Below are 18,008 nucleotides of genomic sequence, written 5' to 3' on the forward strand. Positions count from 1 at the left end.
TATGCAAATTGTGGTTCAAGCACTCATCAGAAGGGTGTTTGCTCACAAGCCACGTCCTTTAGGGCGTGGTGGTTGACGTAAAAGATGCATTATTATAATCATTAACACTAATTGAAAAGAAGGCAACAACCATCCAAAAGCATAATAATCCCATGTCTATTCGTATTTTGGCCCTAGTCATCGGTCTGGTCCTAAACGCCCTCGGCAACGGTCTGACCGTCGCCACCAATGTCGGGACCAGTCCCTGGACCGCCTCTGAAGTCAACATTGGTAACTTAATTCATACCACGGTCGGGATTCCGATGTTCTGTGTGGGCGTCCTGGTCGCCATCACTAACCAGCTTCTAATTCACCAGTGGGATAAGTGGCGCTTCTTCGGGGAAATTGGCTTCATCGCCTGTTTCAGTTATTTTGTCGACGTTTTTGTTGCCCTCTTCACCTGGCTGGGAGTAGGCCGTCTCCTATTCCTCATCCGGACCATCCTATGTTTTATCGGGGTGGCGACCTTCTGCTGCGCCATCTCCATCTACCAGCGGGCCAACCTGGTCATGCACCCCAACGACGATACGACCAACATCCTTCGCTTCCTCTACCTTCATAACCACGTCGCCGTGGCTCAGTTGGTCAACTTCATTCCGCCGATCGTCATCATGGTGGTCACCTTCCTGATCAGCGGTCACCTGTACGCCATCAACATTGGGACTCTGTTTGCCCTGCTAGCCAACGGTCCCCTGATCGGCTTCTTTGACCGCCACGTCTGGCACGGCCTGACCCACAATTTCCGGGTCAAGCGCGCTGGTGATGCCGCCTAAATTAAAATAAGGGTTTGTGACAAACGCACCTTTGTCACAAGCCCTTTTCGTTTACTCAGTTAGAAAATCAGTCACCAGCTGAACCACTTCTGCACGATGAGCCCCGTCAAACATGTGCCCTTCCCCGTCAATCAGGTGGAGAACACTCTGGGGCATAATGACGTGATACTTCCGCGTGGCTGCCGGTGAAACCACCTGGTCGGTCGTACCGTGAATCAGTAGGGCCGGACCGGCAAAGTGTTGCGCCGTCTCGTAGATCGGCAGCAGCTGGGCAGTCCGGAAGTAGTCCCCGCCGACCTTGAAGCCGTCCACCATCACGTGATCCGGGATGTGGTTGGGATCATAGGTGCTCCCTTGGCAGGTCCCCTGCAGGGCATCATCCTTCAGCGTGGCTGCCGGCGCCAGGAGAACCAGCTTGTCGATCACGTCCCGGTAGTAGGCTGCCAGCATCGAGGCCACCACCCCACCCTGGGAGTGCCCAACCAGGTAGATGTGCTTAGCCTTGACCTTTTGCCGGACAAAGTCGATGACCTTCATGCCGTCAAGGAGCTCGCCCAGCACGGTCATATTTTCAAGCCGGCCATTGCTCTTGCCGCAGCCGGCAAAGTCGAAGCGCAGCGTAGCCAGCCCCGCCTGGTTGAGAACACGGGCCAGGGTCGGCAGGATCTTAGTCTCATCGTAGCCCAGGTCACCCTTGAAGCCGTGCATCAGGATCGCCACCGTGTCGTTTTCCAGTGTGTCCGTCCCTTCCAGCAAGCCGTGGAGACGGAGACCGTCGCGTTCAATCGTAATTTCCATGATAATTCACCTCGCTATCATTATACCGGCTCGGCCCGGCGATCACCAACGGCGCCGGGCCGGAGTAATTTCTTTGCCCCGCATCGCTTTCGCCGTATAATTAAACTATCCTAAAAATAAGAAGTGAGTTTTTTAATGACAGCAAACAAGCGATTGTTGGAAACATTCCAACCAGAACACTATGACCTCTACCTCGACATCGACCGGGGTAAGAAGACGATCAGCGGTCGGACGACCATCACCGGTTACGCCAGCCAATCTCAGATCGCCGTCAACCAGAAGTACCTCCACGTCAACAGCGTCCAGGTCGCTGGTCAGGATGTGCCGTTTACCACTGATGACCAGGCGGAAGCGATCGACATCACCCTCCCGCAAGCCGGAGCAGTGACGCTGACCATCGACTACACCGCGCCCCTGACCGACACCATGATGGGGATCTACCCATCCTATTACGAGGTCAACGGGGAAAAGAAGCAGCTGATCGGGACCCAGTTTGAAACCACGGCGGCCCGGCAGGCCTTTCCAAGCGTCGACGAGCCAGCGGCCAAGGCTACCTTCAGCCTCGCCATCAAGTACGACGAACATCCTGGTGAAACGATCATCGCCAACATGCCCGAGGACCACGTCGAAAACGGCGTCCACTACTTCCAGGAGACGGTCCGGATGTCCACCTACCTGGTAGCCTTTGCCTTCGGGGAAATGCAGAGCAAGCTGACGGAAACCAAGTCCGGCGTCAAGGTCGGCGTCTTCGCTACCAAGGCCCACCAGCCAAAGGAACTCGACTTTGCCCTCGACATCGCCAAGCGGGCCATCGAGTTCTACGAAGACTTCTACCAGACTCCGTACCCACTGCCGCACTCCTGGCAGTTGGCCCTGCCCGACTTCTCCGCTGGGGCCATGGAAAACTGGGGACTGGTAACCTACCGGGAAGCCTACCTCCTGCTCGATCCTGACAACACCTCCCTGGACATGAAGCAGCTGGTCGCCACTGTGATCACCCATGAACTGGCGCACCAGTGGTTTGGTGACCTGGTCACGATGAACTGGTGGGATGACCTCTGGCTCAACGAGAGCTTTGCCAACATGATGGAATACGTCTCCGTCGACGCCATCCACCCTGACTGGCACATCTGGGAACTCTTCCAGACCACGGAAGCCCCGATGGCCTTGCAGCGGGACGCCACGGACGGGGTTCAACCAGTCCACGTTGCGGTTAACAACCCAGCTGAAATCGACTCGATCTTTGACTCCGCGATCGTTTACGCCAAGGGTTCCCGGATGCTGGTCATGGTCCGGGCCCTGCTCGGTGACGATGCCCTGCGCAAGGGACTGAAGAACTACTTTGCTGCTCACAAGTACCACAACGCCAAGGGGAGCGACCTCTGGCAGGCCCTCGGCGAAGCTTCCGGCCTGGACATCGGCAAGATCATGAACTCCTGGCTGGAGCAGCCCGGCTATCCAGTGGTCACGGCAGCAGTCGATGACCAGGGCCAGCTCGTGCTCAGTCAAAAGCAGTTCTTCATCGGTGACGGGGTCGACCAGGGACGGACTTGGCAGATTCCGTTGAACAGTAACTACGACGCTGCCCCACAGATCATGACTGACAAGCAAGTCGTCCTCGGCAATTACCAGGAACTGCGAGATAAGAACGGCCAGCCATTCCGGCTCAACGTTGGCAACAACTCCCACTTCATCGTCAAGTACGATGACACCTTGTTGAAGGACATCCTCGATAGCGCCGACCAGCTGGACCCAATCAGCCAGCGGCAACTGCTCCAAGACTTGCGGCTGCTTGCGGAAGGTCAGCAGGTTTCCTACGCCGACCTGGTCCCACTGCTGAAGCGGTTTGCCAACAGTCCATCGGCCATCGTCAACGCCGAGCTCTACCACATCGCCAACAACCTGAAGATGTTTGTCCAGCCTGGCAGTCCGGAAGAACAAGAGCTGCGCGCATTCTTCGACCAACTGAGCAAGCAGGCGGTGGCCCGGCTCGGCTGGCTCCCTAAGGACGGCGAGAACAATGATGACCAGCTGACCCGGCCATACGTTCTTAACGCCTCCCTGTACGCCCGCAACGCCGATTCAATGGCGGAGGCCCACCGGATCTTCAGCGACTACCAGGACCGGTTGGAGCAGCTGTCTGCCGACGTCCGGGAGTTGGTGCTCAAGAACGAGGTCCAGAACTACGGTAACGATGAGCTGTTTGAAAAGCTGATCAAGGCCTATCAGGACACCGCCGACGCCAGCTTCAAGCAAGATATTCGTGGTGCCTTGCCAAACACGACCGATCCGGCAACGATCAAGAAGATCATCGCCCTCTACGAAAACGCCAGTGTCATCAAGCCGCAGGATCTGCGGGCCTGGTACCGGGGCGTACTCGCCAACGATGCCGGCCAGCAAGCAGCCTGGGATTGGCTGCGGACCGACTGGCAGTGGCTTAACGATACAGTCGGCGGCGACATGGAGTTTGCCACTTTCATCACCGTCACTGCGGGCGTCTTCCACACGCCGGAGCGCCTGGCCGAGTTCAAGGACTTCTTTGAACCAAAGATCAACACACCTGGTCTGACCCGGGAGATCAAGATGGACATCAATATCATCGAGAGCAAGGTCGCCCTGATTGATTCTGAGAAGGCCGCCATCAACGCTACGATTGCCAAAAGCTTAGACTAATAATAAACACGAAACGTCCCTGGACCGGGAATAGTCCAGGGACGTTTTCTAGTTAAAATTGATCCATTATCAGTTGTTCTTCAACGTATTGACCAAAGTACGGCAACATAAAGTGAACATAGCCATAACCAGCTGGGGCAATAATCTGGTCGTCGATTAGTTTCCGCCGATACACAGAAACATAGCCTGGCTGCTTATCCATAGCCTGACCAATTTGCTGAGCTTTGACTTTTTCTTGACCGGTCTTAACCATTGCCTGGACAAATTCGCGTTCACGCATTGACATCTCGTGATAAACCTTGTGGTAAACATTACGGAAAAGTTCGCTAACGTAAGTATCAAGAACATTTTTTACTGTATCGATTGTAATTTCCTTACGGGCTTGTTTCTCACTAGTCTGCCAAACCAGATAGCCTAAAAGCTGAAACGCATACGCAAATCCCATTGTCTGTTTGGTCATATAAAGTAATGTTGGTGCTTCAACCTGATAACCAGCACTACGAAATATCCGCGCATAGCTAGTCTTAATACTCTCCACATCAAGAGGATTAAGAGTGATTCGATTAGCACGAAGTAAGAATGTCAGGACATCATCGTTCTGAATCTCCGAAATATTTTCTGGTAACCCTGCCATTAACAACGCTACAGACAGGTTATCGCGAAGCATAATTTGGTAACAACTGATCAGCTTCTTTAAAAGCGACGTAGTTCTGACCTCGTCAATCGTGATTAAAACTTTAACATTCTTTTGTGTGAATTTTTCCAGCAACCTATGAAAGACTGTTTGAAAGCTTTTCTGAATTGTCGATTTACTAAGTTTGGTATCTAATTGGATTCCCTTAAATGCAATTTTCAGGTCAAAATCTTTCAGAATTTTCATATCTACCAATTTCTCTTGTAACTGAGATATTAACGATTCTAGTAGGTCATCATCCAGTACCAAATTGACCACCTGCCAATGCGGATCTTTTTTTAACTCATTAGCAATATCTGTCATTAGCGTTGTCTTACCTGCACCTCGCTGGCCATATATCAGTGAAGTTTGAAATGGTGAATTATCATTATTAAGCTCCGTAACAATTCTTTTAGATAACAAGTTCCGATCTAGAAACACGCTTGGAACTGTTCCAAAACTAGGATTAAACGGATTCTCCATATCCGACGCTCCCTTTTTTATAACTTTTTATAACTCTCTGTTTATTTTATAACTTTTTATAACTTTTTAGCAAACGGAAACTATCTAATCATATTTTTTAGCAGTTGCCTTAAAAAACTCATCATCTTATCAAAAATAAACCTGCCATAAGCTCCACAAAACAAAAAAGGAAGCGTGACAGAAGTCATTTATGCCTTCGTAATCACAGCCCCCTCTTATGCTATTACTTTCCTGCCAGGTCGTTAGCCAGTTCCTGCTTGCTGACGCCGTAACGGGTGAGATATTCATAGGGATCCTGGTGGTCACCCCAGATGTGCTGACTGACCCAGCGGTGGCTCTTAATCCCCTTACTGCCCGTGCTGCCCTGGTCAAGGGCCAGTGGAATATCGTACTTGCCGGCCATGTCCCGGGCCAGGGCAACGTAGGCCCGGTAGTCCGCCCGAAATATGCTCTGACTGCTGGCGTGGCCGAGTTCAATCTGGACAGGAGCATTCTGATTGGCCGTCACCCCGGCCCCCCAGGAAACAATCCCCGGACGCTTCATCTGGTAGACCGTCCCGCCGTTGCCGACAATGAAGTTGGTGTAGGCCTGACTGCTGTTGGCCGTCCGCTGCATGAAACTGGCCGCTTGCTGTCCATCGGCCCGACTGCCCACATCGTGCAGGATAATGTACTTTGAACTGGCCGGCTGGCTGGTCCCCTGGTTGCTAGAAAGCTGGTACTGGTAACTGATCCGGTAAGGCAGGACCTGCTTGCCATCGCGGGCAAAGTGATAGGTGACCCCGTTGATCTGCCGAGTCCCGGTCACCTTATGGCCGCCCTGGACGAACGCCCAGTCCCGACCGTCATAATACCAGCCGTTGTGCAGGTAAAAATGCTGTCGGAGGGTCGCCGATGAAACGTAGTGAATTCCCCGGCCCGGGATCATCAAGACCGCCAGCATGATGATTGCCAGCGTGGTGATAATACAGGCCAAGATTAACATTAGTTGCCGCTTCTGCATTATGGACCCTCCCTTAAAATTTCATTGTCACTATCATACGAAAACCAACGGTAAAAGGTAAAATCATTTGTGCTTTTATGAACTTTCTGCGTGATGCACGCTTTTATAGTTCTTATTTTACTATTATTTTAAGCATAGATATTGATAAATACCCGGCTATATCGTATACTACCCACCGTTGGGGTAGGAACTGCCGAGTAATTGTTCGACGGAACGGAATGTGAACGTCGAAAGGAGGCCAGATGGGCCGCTTGGTTTTTTCCGCATTCACCACATTGGACACGAGTCAATGTCGTCCCTAACAAAAAATATTTAGGGAGGTTTTGACAATGTCAATTCTATCTTTTTCTGGTCCGCGTTTCACAACTCGTCAGATGACCTTGGCATCCATGCTGATTGCCCTCCAGGTCGTTCTCGGGAAGCTCTCGGTTGGTGATCCCACCGTCGTCAAGGTCGGCCTAGGCTTCATCGCCACCGCCCTGATCGGCTACTTCCTTGGTCCCTGGATCGGTGGTCTGGCGATGGTGATCAACGACCTGATCTCTAACACGATCTTGAGTTCGGGCACCCTGTTCTTCCCCGGCTTCACCCTGTCGGCATTTATCTCCGGGGTGATTGCGGGAATGTTCCTCTACAACCAGAAGATCACCTGGCAGCGGGCCCTGGTCTACGAGTTCTTCCAGATCCTCGTAACCAACGTCATCTTCACGACTCTGTGGATTTACCTGATGAGCCTCAGTTCGTCAAGCACCGGCCGGACTTTCATGGCCCTGCTGACGATCCGGCTCCCCAAGGAGGTCATCACCTGGCCGATCGAAGCCCTGATCGTCTTCGTTATTTTACGTCAGGTTTCCAAGATCAACCTGCAGACGACCAGATAAAATTTTTCTAAAAAAGACTTGCAATTGCTTAGAAATAGGTTAAAATATCATTAAAGATTTCAAAAGCGATGAGGAAGAAGAGTAAATCGCCGCATTCGTCAAGTGAGTCCGTGCCAGTGCGAAACGGACCGACCCTGGACGATTGAAAAACACTTTCTCGCAATGCCGCTGACCCAAATGATTTCGATCAGAGTAGGCTCAGCCGTCCCCGGTACGTTACCTCGCCGGTAGAACATGTAGTGTTCGAAAAGAGTGGCCTGGGTCCTTGCCCAGACAACTTGGGTGGTACCGCGGAATAAAGCCTTTCGTCCCTTAGTTGATGGGGACGAAGGGCTTTTTTATTTGCTCCCAAATACCGATTTTCTAAAGGAGTGTTATTTATGAGTTTGATTATTCCAAAGGATTACGATCCAAAGTTGTCAATTCGTGATACCGAAGCAGCGATCCGGTTCATTCGGGAAAACTTCCAAGATGAGTTTGGCCACGAACTCCACCTGCAGCGGATGTCTGCGCCGATGTTCGTCGAAAAGGGCACCGGGTTGAACGATAACCTGAACGGGATCGAAACGCCGGTCTCCTTCTCCATGCAGTCCATTCCGGATGAAACGATTGAAGTTGTCCACTCCCTCGCCAAGTGGAAGCGGCTGGCCCTCAAGAAGTACGGCTTCGGCATGCACGAAGGTCTCTACACCAACATGAACGCTATCCGGAAGGACGAAGACGTCGACAACTTCCACTCCATCTACGTCGACCAGTGGGACTGGGAAAAGATCATCGCCAAGGAAGAGCGGACTGAGACGACCCTGAAGGCCACCGTTCGCCAGATCTTCAAGGTCATCAAGCGGATCGAACGCGAACTCTGGGAGCTCTACCCGGACGCCGTTTACCAGCTGCCTGACGACATCCACTTCATCACCACCCAGGAGCTGGAAGACCGTTGGCCAGACCTGACCCCGATGGAACGTGAGGACAAGATCGCCAAGGAGATGGGCGCCGTCTTCATTATGAAGATCGGTGACAAGCTCAAGCGCTCCGGTAAGCCGCACGACGGCCGGGCACCCGACTACGATGACTGGCATCTCAACGGGGACATCATCTTCTGGTACGAACCGCTGCAGTGCAAGCTGGAAATTTCCAGCATGGGGATCCGGGTCAGCGAAGAGTCCATGCGTGAACAACTGAAGAAGGCTGGCGCTGAAGACCGGGCCAAGCTGCCATTCCATAAAATGTTGCTCAACGGCGAATTACCATATACAATTGGTGGAGGAATTGGCCAATCACGGCTCTGCATGCTCCTGCTGGGCAAGGTTCACGTTGGGGAAGTACAAGCCAGCGTTTGGCCAGAAGATATGCTGAAGAAATGTGAAGCAGCACATATTCAAATTCTGTAAAAATAAACAAGGTTGGGAGAGTATTCAACAGTGGAAACAATTACGATTAGTGAATCACCTAAGTACGTTGGCGAAACCGTTAAGATCGGTGTTTGGCTGACGGACAAGCGGTCCAGTGGTAAGATCGCCTTCCTGCAGCTGCGGGACGGCACCGGCTTCTTCCAGGGAATCATCCGGAAGAACGATGTCGACGAAAAGACCTTTGACCTGGCTAAGCATGACCTGCACCAAGAAACCAGCTTCTACGTTACCGGTGAGATCGCCGAAGACAAGCGTTCCAAGTTTGGCTACGAAATCCACATCAAGGACATCGAAGTCGTTGGGGCCAGCGAGGACTACCCGATTGGTAACAAGGAACACGGGATTGACTTCCTGCTCGACCACCGTCACCTGTGGCTGCGTTCCCGCAAACCGTGGGCATTAATGCGGATCCGCAGTCGGGTGAAGCTGGCCACGATGGAATTCTTCGACAAGCACGGCTTCACCCAGTTCGATGCCCCTGAACTGACCGCCAGTGCGCCAGAAGGGACGACGGAACTCTTCGATGTGAAGTACTTCGATGACGACGCCTACCTGTCACAATCCGGTCAGCTCTACGCCGAAGCCGGGGCCATGGCACTCGGTCGGGTCTACACGATGGGCCCAACCTTCCGGGCTGAAAAGTCCAAGACCCGGCGGCACATGACCGAATTCTGGATGATTGAACCTGAAATGGCCTGGATGCACCAGGACGAGAGTTTGAAGATCCAGGAACAATACGTTGCCTACCTGGTTCAAGACCTGATTGACCACTGCGCAACCGAATTGGAAATGGTTGGTCGTTCTGTGGACAGTCTGAAGCCATTCACTGAGCTGCCATACCCACGGATCACCTACAAGAAGGCCATCGAAATGCTGCAAGAAGGCGGCTTCGACTCCAAGTACGGTGACGACTTCGGCTCTCCAGAAGAAACCTACCTGGCCGACCAGTTCAAGAAGCCGGTCTTCATCATGAACTACCCACGGGCAATCAAGGCTTTCTACATGCCAACTGACCCCGAGGACGACCGGCAAGTTATCTGTGCCGACCTCCTGGCTCCCGAAGGCTATGGTGAAATCATCGGTGGTTCCGAACGTTCCTACGACTACGAATACATCACCAACAAGCTGGAAGAAAACGGCCTGAACAAGGAAGACTACGGTTGGTACGACGACCTCCGCAAGTACGGTTCCGTGCCGCACTCCGGTTTCGGGATGGGTCTGGAACGGTTCCTGGCATGGATCACCCTGCAGGACCACATTCGGGAAAACATTCCGTTCCCACGGATGCTCAACCGCCTGCGCCCATAATAAACTAATTTGGTAAATTACAAATCCCCCGTAAAATGGTATTTTTACCATTTTGTGGGGGATCTTTTTTGATTATAATCTTCAAAAATGCGTTTTTCGAAGTTTTCATGATGGTTTCATAGCAGCTATTGCCCCAAAATGACATTTTTGAAGAATACGTTCTTAGTAATAAGAACTAAAACACACCGAGTACTTGACTTTCTAACTAATATCGGCGCAACCAAACTCATATCTAAAAAGCCTAAGCAGCACGAGATTCTTATTATCTAGTTCCTTGTTAACCATTCTTACGTTATTCTTAACCACTTCAAAGCATTAATTCAGTTATGAACTTGATATAATTAATACTAAAGAAACCTAGATTTTACAGGAGGATTGGATATGACGAAACCAAGTTCACTGAAGTCGCGCTTAGTACGCATGATGGCCGTTACCGTTCTGACCACCAGCGCCATTGGTGGTATCAGTTTTGCCATTAACTCAACAACTGTCAGTGCGGCCCGGGCTACGACCGCCGATATCAAGCTCAATCAAGCGCAGGCCGTCCAGCGGTTCCACCGGCTGTTCAAGGATGCCCAGGTGACCGAGATTACCCTGGAGCCCAAGGGCAACCGGTACCAGTACCAGATCGACGGCTTCGACAAGGAGCAGGAGTACACCGCAGTGATCAACGCCAAGACTGGTAAGATCAGGTGGAGCCACTCGACCAAGCTCGACCACGACGACAAGTACTACGCCCTCGACCTGAACAAGACCATCAGCCGCCAGGACGCCACTAAGCTGGCCGAGAACGAGACTAAACAGGGCAAGGCGCAGCGGTGGAAGCTGGAAAATGATGATGGCCAGCAGACCTGGGAGGTGGACGTGATCGATGGCCACCACACAACTGAGGTCAAGATCAACGCCCTCACTAAAGACATCATCAACGACAACTAAACACAAAATGCCCCGGCACTCGGCAATTCTAGGTGTCCGGGGTAATTGTTTTCTATAAGTCAATGATTTCCGGATCGTAGCTCTCGGCCTTGAGGAACTTGAAGAGGTCCGGGGTCTTGATAAAGATGGTGTGGGTATTTTCGTTGGGGTGGAATGTCTGGATCGGTTCATCGACAATGTCCTGATCAAAGTAGACCTGGACGTTGTAGGCGGTGTTGTTGAGCAGGCCGAACGGGGAGACGATTCCCGGGGCCAGGCCGAGCTGTTCCTGCAGGTCCTCAGGCCGGGCCATCGAAACCCGCTTGGCCCCGGTCAGGTCCTGGAATTCATGGAAGTCCATCCGCTTCTTGTCATCCATGATGACCATGTAGAACTTCTTTTTCTTCCCCTTCAGAAACATTGTCTTGGTCCGCACGCCTTCCCGGCCGGCAATGTAGCGGTCGGCCTCCTCCGTAGTGTGGGCTGCCGGGTGATCGACCACCTCGTAGTCATCGATTCCCAGCTTCTTGAGTTCATCCTTAACCTGTTGATACGTTCCCATCGGCATCGTCGTCACTCCTTTACAGTTAATCGCTTACATTTATTATAACTGTTTCGGTTGCCAAAACAACACATGACAAAAGGCCCGGCACCTCTGACAGCCAACTGAGGAGGCGGCTGTGTTTGTCGGGGAGACGAGCCTTTTCGGGAGATTTTTTAGTTAATCATTAGTCGTTAGCGTGAACATCAAAGGCATTCAACAGCATTTCACCAACACCTAGAGCATCGGGATCGTGCATGCCCTTGCCCTTGTCGGGCTTGCTGAGAGCATCTATTTCATCAGAGATCAGTTCAAAGTCAAAGAGCTCGGCATTGGACTTGATCCGGGCTTCGTGGACGGACTTAGGGAAGACGATGACCCCCAGTTGGTGTTCGTAGCGTAGGATAATCTGGCCGACGTCCTTGTTGTACTTCTTGGCCAGGTCGTTCAGGACTGGTTCGGCAAAGAGGTCCTTGTTCCCTTCACCCAGCGGTGCCCAAGCTTCCAGCGCCACGTGACTGTCAGCTAAAATGTCACGCAGTTCTTGTTGTTGGAAGTACGGGTTGAATTCCACCTGGTTAACGGCTGGGGTGACGTTGAAGTTCGGCACCCACTTCTTCCAGAGCTTTGGCGTCATGTTGGAACCCCCCGATGGAACGGATCTTGCCCGCCTTTTGTGCTTCCTCCAATGCCCGCCAGGCTTCGTCAACCTTGCCGTATGGCTGGTGCAGGAGGTAGAGGTCGATGTAGTCCAGACCCAGCTTGTCCAGTGACATGTCGATGGCCTTTTTGGCATTCTCGTAGGCGTAGTCCTGGAGCCACATCTTAGAGGTAACCCAGATTTGGTCACTGGGAATCCCGCTGTCCTTGATGGCCTTGCCGACTTCCTGCTCGTTGAAGTAGGCAGCGGCAGTGTCAATGTGCCGGTAGCCGAGCTTCAAGGCTTCACTAACGGCCTTATAGGTTGAACCGTCAGCGGGGATCTGGAAGACCCCGAAACCAAAGGACGGAATCTCGTTGCCATCGTTTAACTTAAATGTTGGAATATTCATTCTGAGTAAACCTCCTTAGAACTTGTTCTTTTCGTCGTCTTGAACGACCCGCAGACTGGAACCGAAGATCTGTTCAATCGTAACCGGATCACGGTGATCAAAGAATTGACTCTCGTTCTTGTCAAGACCGGCCATGGCCTTCATGTCGTCATCGGACAGTTCAAAGTCGAAGACATCGATGTTCTCGGCCATCCGCTTCTGGTGAACGGACTTTTGAATGACCGTGATGCCCCGTTGTAGGAGCCAACGCAGGATGACCTGACCATTGGACTTGCCGTACTTGGCTGCAATCTTGGCAATCGTTTCGTTGGTGAAGATGTTGTGCTTACCTTCGGCGAATGGTGCCCAGGCTTCAACCCGGATGCCTTCACCTTGCGCAAACTTAACTTCCTGGTTCTGTTGGTACCAAGGGTTAACTTCGATCTGGTTAACAGCGGGCTTAACGGGTTCCGTCAGTTCCAGGTCCTCTACCAGACCGATTACGACGCTCTTAGAGAACTGACCAGGTACACCAACTTTCCCTTCTTTACTACTAATATTACCGACGAACATGGTCCTGAAGACTACCACATCGGCGATCGGGTTACCCTTCCAATCACGGATCCAACTGCTACAATGACCTTCTACGCTAGCTACTTGAAAGATCAACGCGACCAGCTTCAACCACTCATCAAGGATTTCACGGCCAACTGGCCCCAGTAATGGCCACCGGGACTTGTCATTTCAAGATCAGCCCATTAAAATATGTAGCAAAAACGGGTGGTTTCACATGACACAAAAGAAAATCCTCCTGCTCTCCACCGGGGGCACCATCGCTTCGGTCGTCTCGGACCAGGGCCTCGTACCCGGGGAGACCGGCAAGCAGCTTGTCCAGACACTGGGCAACGTTCCTTACAACGTCACCGTCAAGGACATCCTCCAATTAGACTCCTCCAATATTCAACCGGAGGAATGGAAAGTGATTGCTAAGGCAATTTACCAGTACCGCAACGACTACGATGGAATCGTTGTTTCACATGGAACAGATACCATGGCCTACACTGCCTCGATGATGACCTTCATGCTCCAGCATATTAACATTCCGGTGGTCTTTACCGGGAGCCAGGTCCCGATGAACGTCATCCTCAGTGACGCTCCGGACAACCTCCAACTAGCTTTCGCGGCAGCCGCCAACCTCCAGCCGAACATCTACCTGGCTTTCAACCGGAAGATCATGCGGGGGTGCCGAAGCGTCAAGGTCCGGACCACGGCCTTCGATGCCTTCGAAAGCGTCAACGTTCCACCGGTGGCCGAGGTAACCTCCGATGGCTTCACAATTAAGACCAAGCGTCCACGCAGCACTGAACCATGTGTCTTAAACACCAAGATCGATACCAACGTCTTCCTGATCAAGCTCTTCCCTGGCTTTGACCCCCGCCTCCTGATGGCCCTGGCCGAACATGACTGCCACGGGATTGTCATCGAAGCCTATGGTCTAGGCGGCATGACCTACATCCGCCGGAACATCGCGGCGGCGGTTGGTGAGCTGATCAAGCGCGGAATCCCCGTCATCGCCACCAGCCAGTGTCTCTACGAACGGAGTGACCTGACTAAGTACGAGGTTGGGCGCCAGGCGCTAGTTGAAGGAGCCATCAGCGCTCATGATATGACCTCCGAGAGTGCCATTACCAAGCTGATGTGGGGTCTCGGTCAAGGAATGGACGTCAAGAGAATTGCCAAGTTCTTTGAAACCGACGTGGCGGGCGAGGTCACCCTCGACTAACTAAAAAACGACTACTAAACAGCAATATTGTTGTTCAGTAGTCGTTATTTTTTATTGGCGATCTTTAAGCCGTTCCCAGCCTGACGTCACCGTGAACGTGAGCGCACAGATCAAGAAGATAAACAGGAATACAATCTGAATCCACTTGGGTGCGTGGAGGCTTGGCAATGCAGTGATGACTAACAGGACCAAGCTGACCAGGGCCACCCCGGCCGTCAATCGTTGATTCTTAAAAAAGCTCTTCACTAATTTTGCTTCCTTTCCGGTTTTAACGTGATTATATCACAAGCCGGTGGAGGCATAACAAGATGAATGGTCAGATTTGTCGACTGAGCGAGATCATCTCCAGAAGGCTCTGTGCCGTGCTGGCCCCCTCGTTCCCCATCTTCAGGCCGGCCCGCTGCATTGCCTGTTCAATGTCATCGGTTGTCAGAATTCCAAACGTTACTGGGATCTTACCCTGAACGTTGAGCCGCATGATCCCGCTGGCGACGTTTTGACAGATCAAGTCATAGTGATCCGTCTCGCCCTTAATCACGGCCCCCAGGGTCATGATTCCATCAAACTGGCCGCTCGCCAGTAGCCGTTGACTAATAAAAGGAATTTCAAACGCTCCTGGAACATGGTAAACATTGATCTGGTCTGTTGGAACCCCAAACTTTTCCAGGGTTGCCACGGCCCCTTCCATCAGCTGGCGAGTAACGGTGGCGTTAAAGTCAGCGACCACAATGGCAATCTTCAAGTTCTGCTGGTCAAATTTTCCACTAAATTCGTTCATGTTTATGCCTCCAAGTTCAATAGGTGATGAAATTTCTGCTTCTTCGTTTCCAGATATTTGTGATCATGAGCATTCGGTTGGATCTCTAGTGGTAGGCGGTGATTGATGGTAATCCCGTCTAGGCGGAGCTGGTCGATTTTATCCGGATTGTTGGTCAAAAGGTCAATCGTGGTTACGCCAAGCTCTTTAAGCATGTGTGCCGCCGTTTCGTACTTTCGCTCGTCAGGTGCAAAGCCCAGCTGTTCGTTGGCCTCCACGGTATCGTACCCTTCTTCCTGCAGACGGTAGGCCTTGAGCTTATTACGCAGGCCGATTCCCCGGCCCTCCTGCCGTAAGTAGAGGATGACCCCCTGCCCATTCTCCTCAATCCGGCGCATGGCCTCATGGAGCTGGGGACCACAGTCGCACCGCAGGGACCCAAGAACATCACCCGTAAAGCATTCCGAGTGCAGGCGGATCATCACTGGTGCTGATCTTGTCAGATCACCCTTGATTAGGGCTAGGTTGCCACCGGGAAAATAGTGTAAGCGAAAGTTTCCGTAGGTGCTGGGGAGCTTCACTTCTTCGACCGGCCTACTCACCTCGTTTCGCCGGTATTCCTGAAGCTCCTTGATGGTGATAATCGGCAGGCTGTATTCTTCCGCCATCTCGTGGAGTTCCGTGGACCGGGCCATCTCCCCATTCGACTTCAAGATCTCGCAGATATAGGCCACTGGCTCCTCACCCGCCAGCTTGGCCAGGTCAACTGCTGCCTCGGTATGACCGTTACGTTCCAAGACGCCGCCCTCCTTGGCAACTAATGGGAAGATGTGACCGGGCTTGTAGAAATCCTGGTTGGTCGATTTGGGATCCGCCAGGTGGGTAATTGTCCGCCAGCGGTCAAAGGCCGAAATCCCGGTCGTAGTCGAGCGGTGGTCAACACTGATCGTAAAGGCCGTGCCAAACGGGTCCGTGTTATCTGCCGTCATCTGAGGCAGCTGGAGGCGTTTAGCCACTTGCGGCGCCATTGGCACACACATCAGTCCCCGCGCATACTTGGTCATAAAATTGACCTTCGCCGGGGTTGCCTTGCTGGCGAGACCGATCATATCCCCTTCGGCCTCGCGATCCTGATCATCCATCACAATTACCAGCCCACCATTCTTCAGTTGTGCCAGTGCATCCTGGATCTTTTTAACATTCATTATTTCAGCCCCACTTTCATATTTCGCGCAACATACTTACCTAAAATATCAGTCTCCATGTTGACCAAATCGCCGTCCTGCAGCCTATCGAGATTGGTCACCGCCTGGGTATGTGGGATCAGGCCAACACTAAAGCTGGTTTCATCGGCCTGCATCACCGTCAGGCTAACCCCGTTGATAGCGACACTCCCTTGTGAAACCACCTGTCCGCGAAGACGTGCTGGTAACAAGAAGACCAGTTCAATGGCATTTTCGTTCAGTCGACGGTCAATCACCCGGGTAACTTCATCGACGTGTCCCGTCACAATGTGGCCTTCCAGCCGGTCTCCCAGTTTCAGCGAGCGTTCAAGGTTTACCAAATCACCAACTTGCCGTTCCTTAAAAATCGTCTTCATAAAGCTCTGCGGCATCAAGGTAACGGTAAAACCATTATCCACAAACTGTTCGATTGTTAGACAGGTACCGTCGATCGCAATCGAATCGCCAACTACCGCTCTCTTCAAAAAACCACTTGCTTGGGGGACCACTGTCAAACACATCGTCTCCCCAGTTTGCGCCAGCTGGCGGATCTTTCCGGTCGTTCCAATTAGTCCGCTAAACATTTGCTACCATCCTCTCACTTATTCTGATATTGTCATCTAAATGTTCCACCGTAGTCTCGTGCCCCGGATTCTGCCGCGGGTACCAGGCACCGGCTACCCCATGTTCTCCAATCCGCCTTGCGCTCTGGTAAGTCAGCAGTTCATTCACCAGACCACTCTTCAGAAAGGCCCGGTGAACGGTGGGACCACCTTCAACATAGAGGGCCTGCAGACCACGCCGCCCGCATTCCGCCACAACCGCCGGGATATCAGCGTCCGCCTGGTAGATCACCTCGGCGTTACTATCTGCCAGCCGCTCCTTCAATCCGGGATCACTGGTGAAGACCCAGGTAGGGGCGGCGCCGTCTTGTAACAGGGGCAGTGTTGAATACTGCGCCAATCTGCCTCGCCGGTCGAGGACGATCCGCACCGGCGGAAAGCTGGTGGGGGCCGTGGTCAGGAGGGTGGGATTATCAACGATGGCCGTTTGACTGCCGATGACAATCCCGTGAAACCAGGCCCGCTCCTGGTGAACCCGGTCATAAACGGCCTGATTAGTAATCGTAGTTCGCTCGCCGGGAGCCGCAGCCACCTTACCGTCCCGCGAAATTGCCTGCTTAAGGGTGACCCATGGTCGATGTTTCTGAAAATAAAAGTTGTAGTGGGGATTCACCACCGCGGCCTGATCAGCCAAGACTCCCGTTACAACTGCCACCCCACTGTCTCGCAACCGCCGAATTCCTTTCCCGGTCACCAGGGCATGCGGATCGGTCTCCGCAATCACAACCCGCCGAATCCCCGAATCAATAATCAGGTCCGCACACGGTGGCTGTTTCCCATAGTGGCTGCAGGGCTCTAAGGTCACATACAGAGTTGTGCCCCGCAGTTGGTCCGCCGACAGCTTTTTGATCGCGTTCCGTTCCGCGTGCACACCGCCGAACTCGTGGGTGTACCCCGTCGCCAGGAGCTGGTCGCCCTTGACGACCACGGCCCCGACCCGGGGATTCTGCCAGGTCGTATAGTCGGCCCGCCTTGCCTGGGCAATTGCTAAACGCATCCATTTTTCATCACTTTGCATCTATCTTCCCTTCCCAACAAAAAAGCTCCGAGAATATTTCTCGGGGCTTTTTCATCCTAGTTCTAGTGCGGCTT

The 18,008-nt window shown here is 52.5% G+C and carries 16 protein-coding genes, 2 pseudogenes, 1 riboswitch and 1 other annotated feature; of the genes and pseudogenes, 7 read left to right on the forward strand and 11 right to left on the reverse strand.

The window, feature by feature from the left end:
• Nucleotides 1-152: 152 nt before the first annotated feature.
• Nucleotides 153-812, forward strand: a complete 660-nt coding sequence (locus tag QOS10_RS02985) for a YczE/YyaS/YitT family protein (protein WP_283593621.1) — start codon at nt 153-155, stop codon at nt 810-812.
• Nucleotides 813-863: 51 nt separating this feature from the next.
• Here QOS10_RS02985 and QOS10_RS02990 read toward each other — a convergent pair whose 3' ends face one another.
• A complete protein-coding gene (locus QOS10_RS02990; protein WP_283593623.1) occupies nt 864-1,610 on the reverse strand; it encodes an alpha/beta hydrolase in 747 nt (248 codons plus the stop codon).
• Between the two features lie 135 nt (nt 1,611-1,745).
• Between QOS10_RS02990 and QOS10_RS02995 the strand changes: the two genes are divergently transcribed.
• On the forward strand, nt 1,746-4,283 hold the full coding sequence (locus tag QOS10_RS02995) for a M1 family metallopeptidase (RefSeq protein WP_283593624.1): 2,538 nt from the start codon (nt 1,746-1,748) through the stop codon (nt 4,281-4,283).
• A gap of 52 nt (nt 4,284-4,335) precedes the next feature.
• On the opposite strand, the gene QOS10_RS03000 is transcribed toward QOS10_RS02995, so the two are convergent.
• Both QOS10_RS03000 and QOS10_RS03005 read right to left on the reverse strand, forming a co-directional pair.
• Nucleotides 4,336-5,439 (reverse strand): ATP-binding protein, encoded by a 1,104-nt coding sequence (locus QOS10_RS03000; protein WP_283593626.1) that lies wholly within the window; start codon nt 5,437-5,439, stop codon nt 4,336-4,338.
• Between the two features lie 223 nt (nt 5,440-5,662).
• Nucleotides 5,663-6,442, reverse strand: a complete 780-nt coding sequence (locus QOS10_RS03005; protein WP_283593628.1) for an N-acetylmuramoyl-L-alanine amidase — start codon at nt 6,440-6,442, stop codon at nt 5,663-5,665.
• A gap of 177 nt (nt 6,443-6,619) precedes the next feature.
• Nucleotides 6,620-6,717, forward strand: a riboswitch (THF riboswitch).
• A gap of 54 nt (nt 6,718-6,771) precedes the next feature.
• Between QOS10_RS03005 and QOS10_RS03010 the strand changes: the two genes are divergently transcribed.
• The 4 genes from QOS10_RS03010 (at nt 6,772) to QOS10_RS03025 (ending at nt 10,979) form a co-directional block, all read left to right on the forward strand.
• Nucleotides 6,772-7,323, forward strand: a complete 552-nt coding sequence (locus QOS10_RS03010; RefSeq protein WP_283593629.1) for a folate family ECF transporter S component — start codon at nt 6,772-6,774, stop codon at nt 7,321-7,323.
• Between the two features lie 59 nt (nt 7,324-7,382).
• Nucleotides 7,383-7,639 (forward strand) — a binding site (T-box leader).
• Nucleotides 7,640-7,703: 64 nt separating this feature from the next.
• Nucleotides 7,704-8,714, forward strand: coding sequence for an aspartate--ammonia ligase (asnA, locus tag QOS10_RS03015; RefSeq protein WP_283593630.1), 1,011 nt, complete (start codon nt 7,704-7,706; stop codon nt 8,712-8,714).
• Between the two features lie 30 nt (nt 8,715-8,744).
• Nucleotides 8,745-10,043 carry an asparagine--tRNA ligase gene (gene asnS, locus QOS10_RS03020; protein ID WP_283593631.1) on the forward strand — a complete coding sequence of 433 codons (1,299 nt, stop codon included), beginning with the start codon at nt 8,745-8,747 and terminating at the stop codon, nt 10,041-10,043.
• Between the two features lie 381 nt (nt 10,044-10,424).
• Nucleotides 10,425-10,979 (forward strand): PepSY domain-containing protein, encoded by a 555-nt coding sequence (locus QOS10_RS03025; protein ID WP_283593633.1) that lies wholly within the window; start codon nt 10,425-10,427, stop codon nt 10,977-10,979.
• 52 nt (nt 10,980-11,031) lie between these two features.
• On the opposite strand, the gene QOS10_RS03030 is transcribed toward QOS10_RS03025, so the two are convergent.
• The 3 genes and pseudogenes from QOS10_RS03030 to QOS10_RS03040 form a co-directional block, all read right to left on the reverse strand.
• Nucleotides 11,032-11,526 carry a prolyl-tRNA synthetase associated domain-containing protein gene (locus QOS10_RS03030; protein ID WP_283593635.1) on the reverse strand — a complete coding sequence of 165 codons (495 nt, stop codon included), beginning with the start codon at nt 11,524-11,526 and terminating at the stop codon, nt 11,032-11,034.
• A 160-nt stretch (nt 11,527-11,686) separates the two neighbouring features.
• Nucleotides 11,687-12,551 (reverse strand): annotated as a pseudogene (locus tag QOS10_RS03035) (aldo/keto reductase).
• A gap of 15 nt (nt 12,552-12,566) precedes the next feature.
• A pseudogene (locus QOS10_RS03040) lies at nt 12,567-13,085 on the reverse strand (aldo/keto reductase); the annotation flags it as partial.
• Between the two features lie 235 nt (nt 13,086-13,320).
• Here QOS10_RS03040 and QOS10_RS03045 point away from each other — a divergent pair.
• On the forward strand, nt 13,321-14,313 hold the full coding sequence (locus QOS10_RS03045) for an asparaginase (protein WP_283593637.1): 993 nt from the start codon (nt 13,321-13,323) through the stop codon (nt 14,311-14,313).
• Between the two features lie 51 nt (nt 14,314-14,364).
• On the opposite strand, the gene QOS10_RS03050 is transcribed toward QOS10_RS03045, so the two are convergent.
• From QOS10_RS03050 to ribD, 5 genes are all read right to left on the reverse strand, one after another.
• The gene (locus QOS10_RS03050; RefSeq protein ID WP_283593640.1) at nt 14,365-14,559 is read right to left on the reverse strand and encodes a hypothetical protein; all 195 of its coding nucleotides are present in this window, start codon (nt 14,557-14,559) and stop codon (nt 14,365-14,367) included.
• Between the two features lie 70 nt (nt 14,560-14,629).
• Nucleotides 14,630-15,091: a 6,7-dimethyl-8-ribityllumazine synthase gene (gene ribH / locus QOS10_RS03055; protein WP_283593641.1), complete on the reverse strand. Its 462-nt coding sequence runs from the start codon at nt 15,089-15,091 to the stop codon at nt 14,630-14,632.
• Nucleotides 15,092-15,093: 2 nt separating this feature from the next.
• Nucleotides 15,094-16,275, reverse strand: coding sequence for a 3,4-dihydroxy-2-butanone-4-phosphate synthase (ribB, locus tag QOS10_RS03060; RefSeq protein WP_283593643.1), 1,182 nt, complete (start codon nt 16,273-16,275; stop codon nt 15,094-15,096).
• Complete coding sequence (locus QOS10_RS03065; RefSeq protein WP_283593646.1) at nt 16,275-16,877, reverse strand: riboflavin synthase; 603 nt, start codon at nt 16,875-16,877, stop codon at nt 16,275-16,277. The genes ribB and QOS10_RS03065 overlap by 1 nt, the downstream gene beginning before the upstream one ends.
• Nucleotides 16,870-17,934, reverse strand: a complete 1,065-nt coding sequence (ribD, locus tag QOS10_RS03070) for a bifunctional diaminohydroxyphosphoribosylaminopyrimidine deaminase/5-amino-6-(5-phosphoribosylamino)uracil reductase RibD (protein ID WP_283593647.1) — start codon at nt 17,932-17,934, stop codon at nt 16,870-16,872. The genes QOS10_RS03065 and ribD overlap by 8 nt, the downstream gene beginning before the upstream one ends.
• Between the last annotated feature and the right edge of the window lie 74 nt (nt 17,935-18,008).

The sequence above is a fragment of the Limosilactobacillus galli genome, from assembly GCF_947381495.1.
Lineage (GTDB): Bacteria > Bacillota > Bacilli > Lactobacillales > Lactobacillaceae > Limosilactobacillus > Limosilactobacillus galli.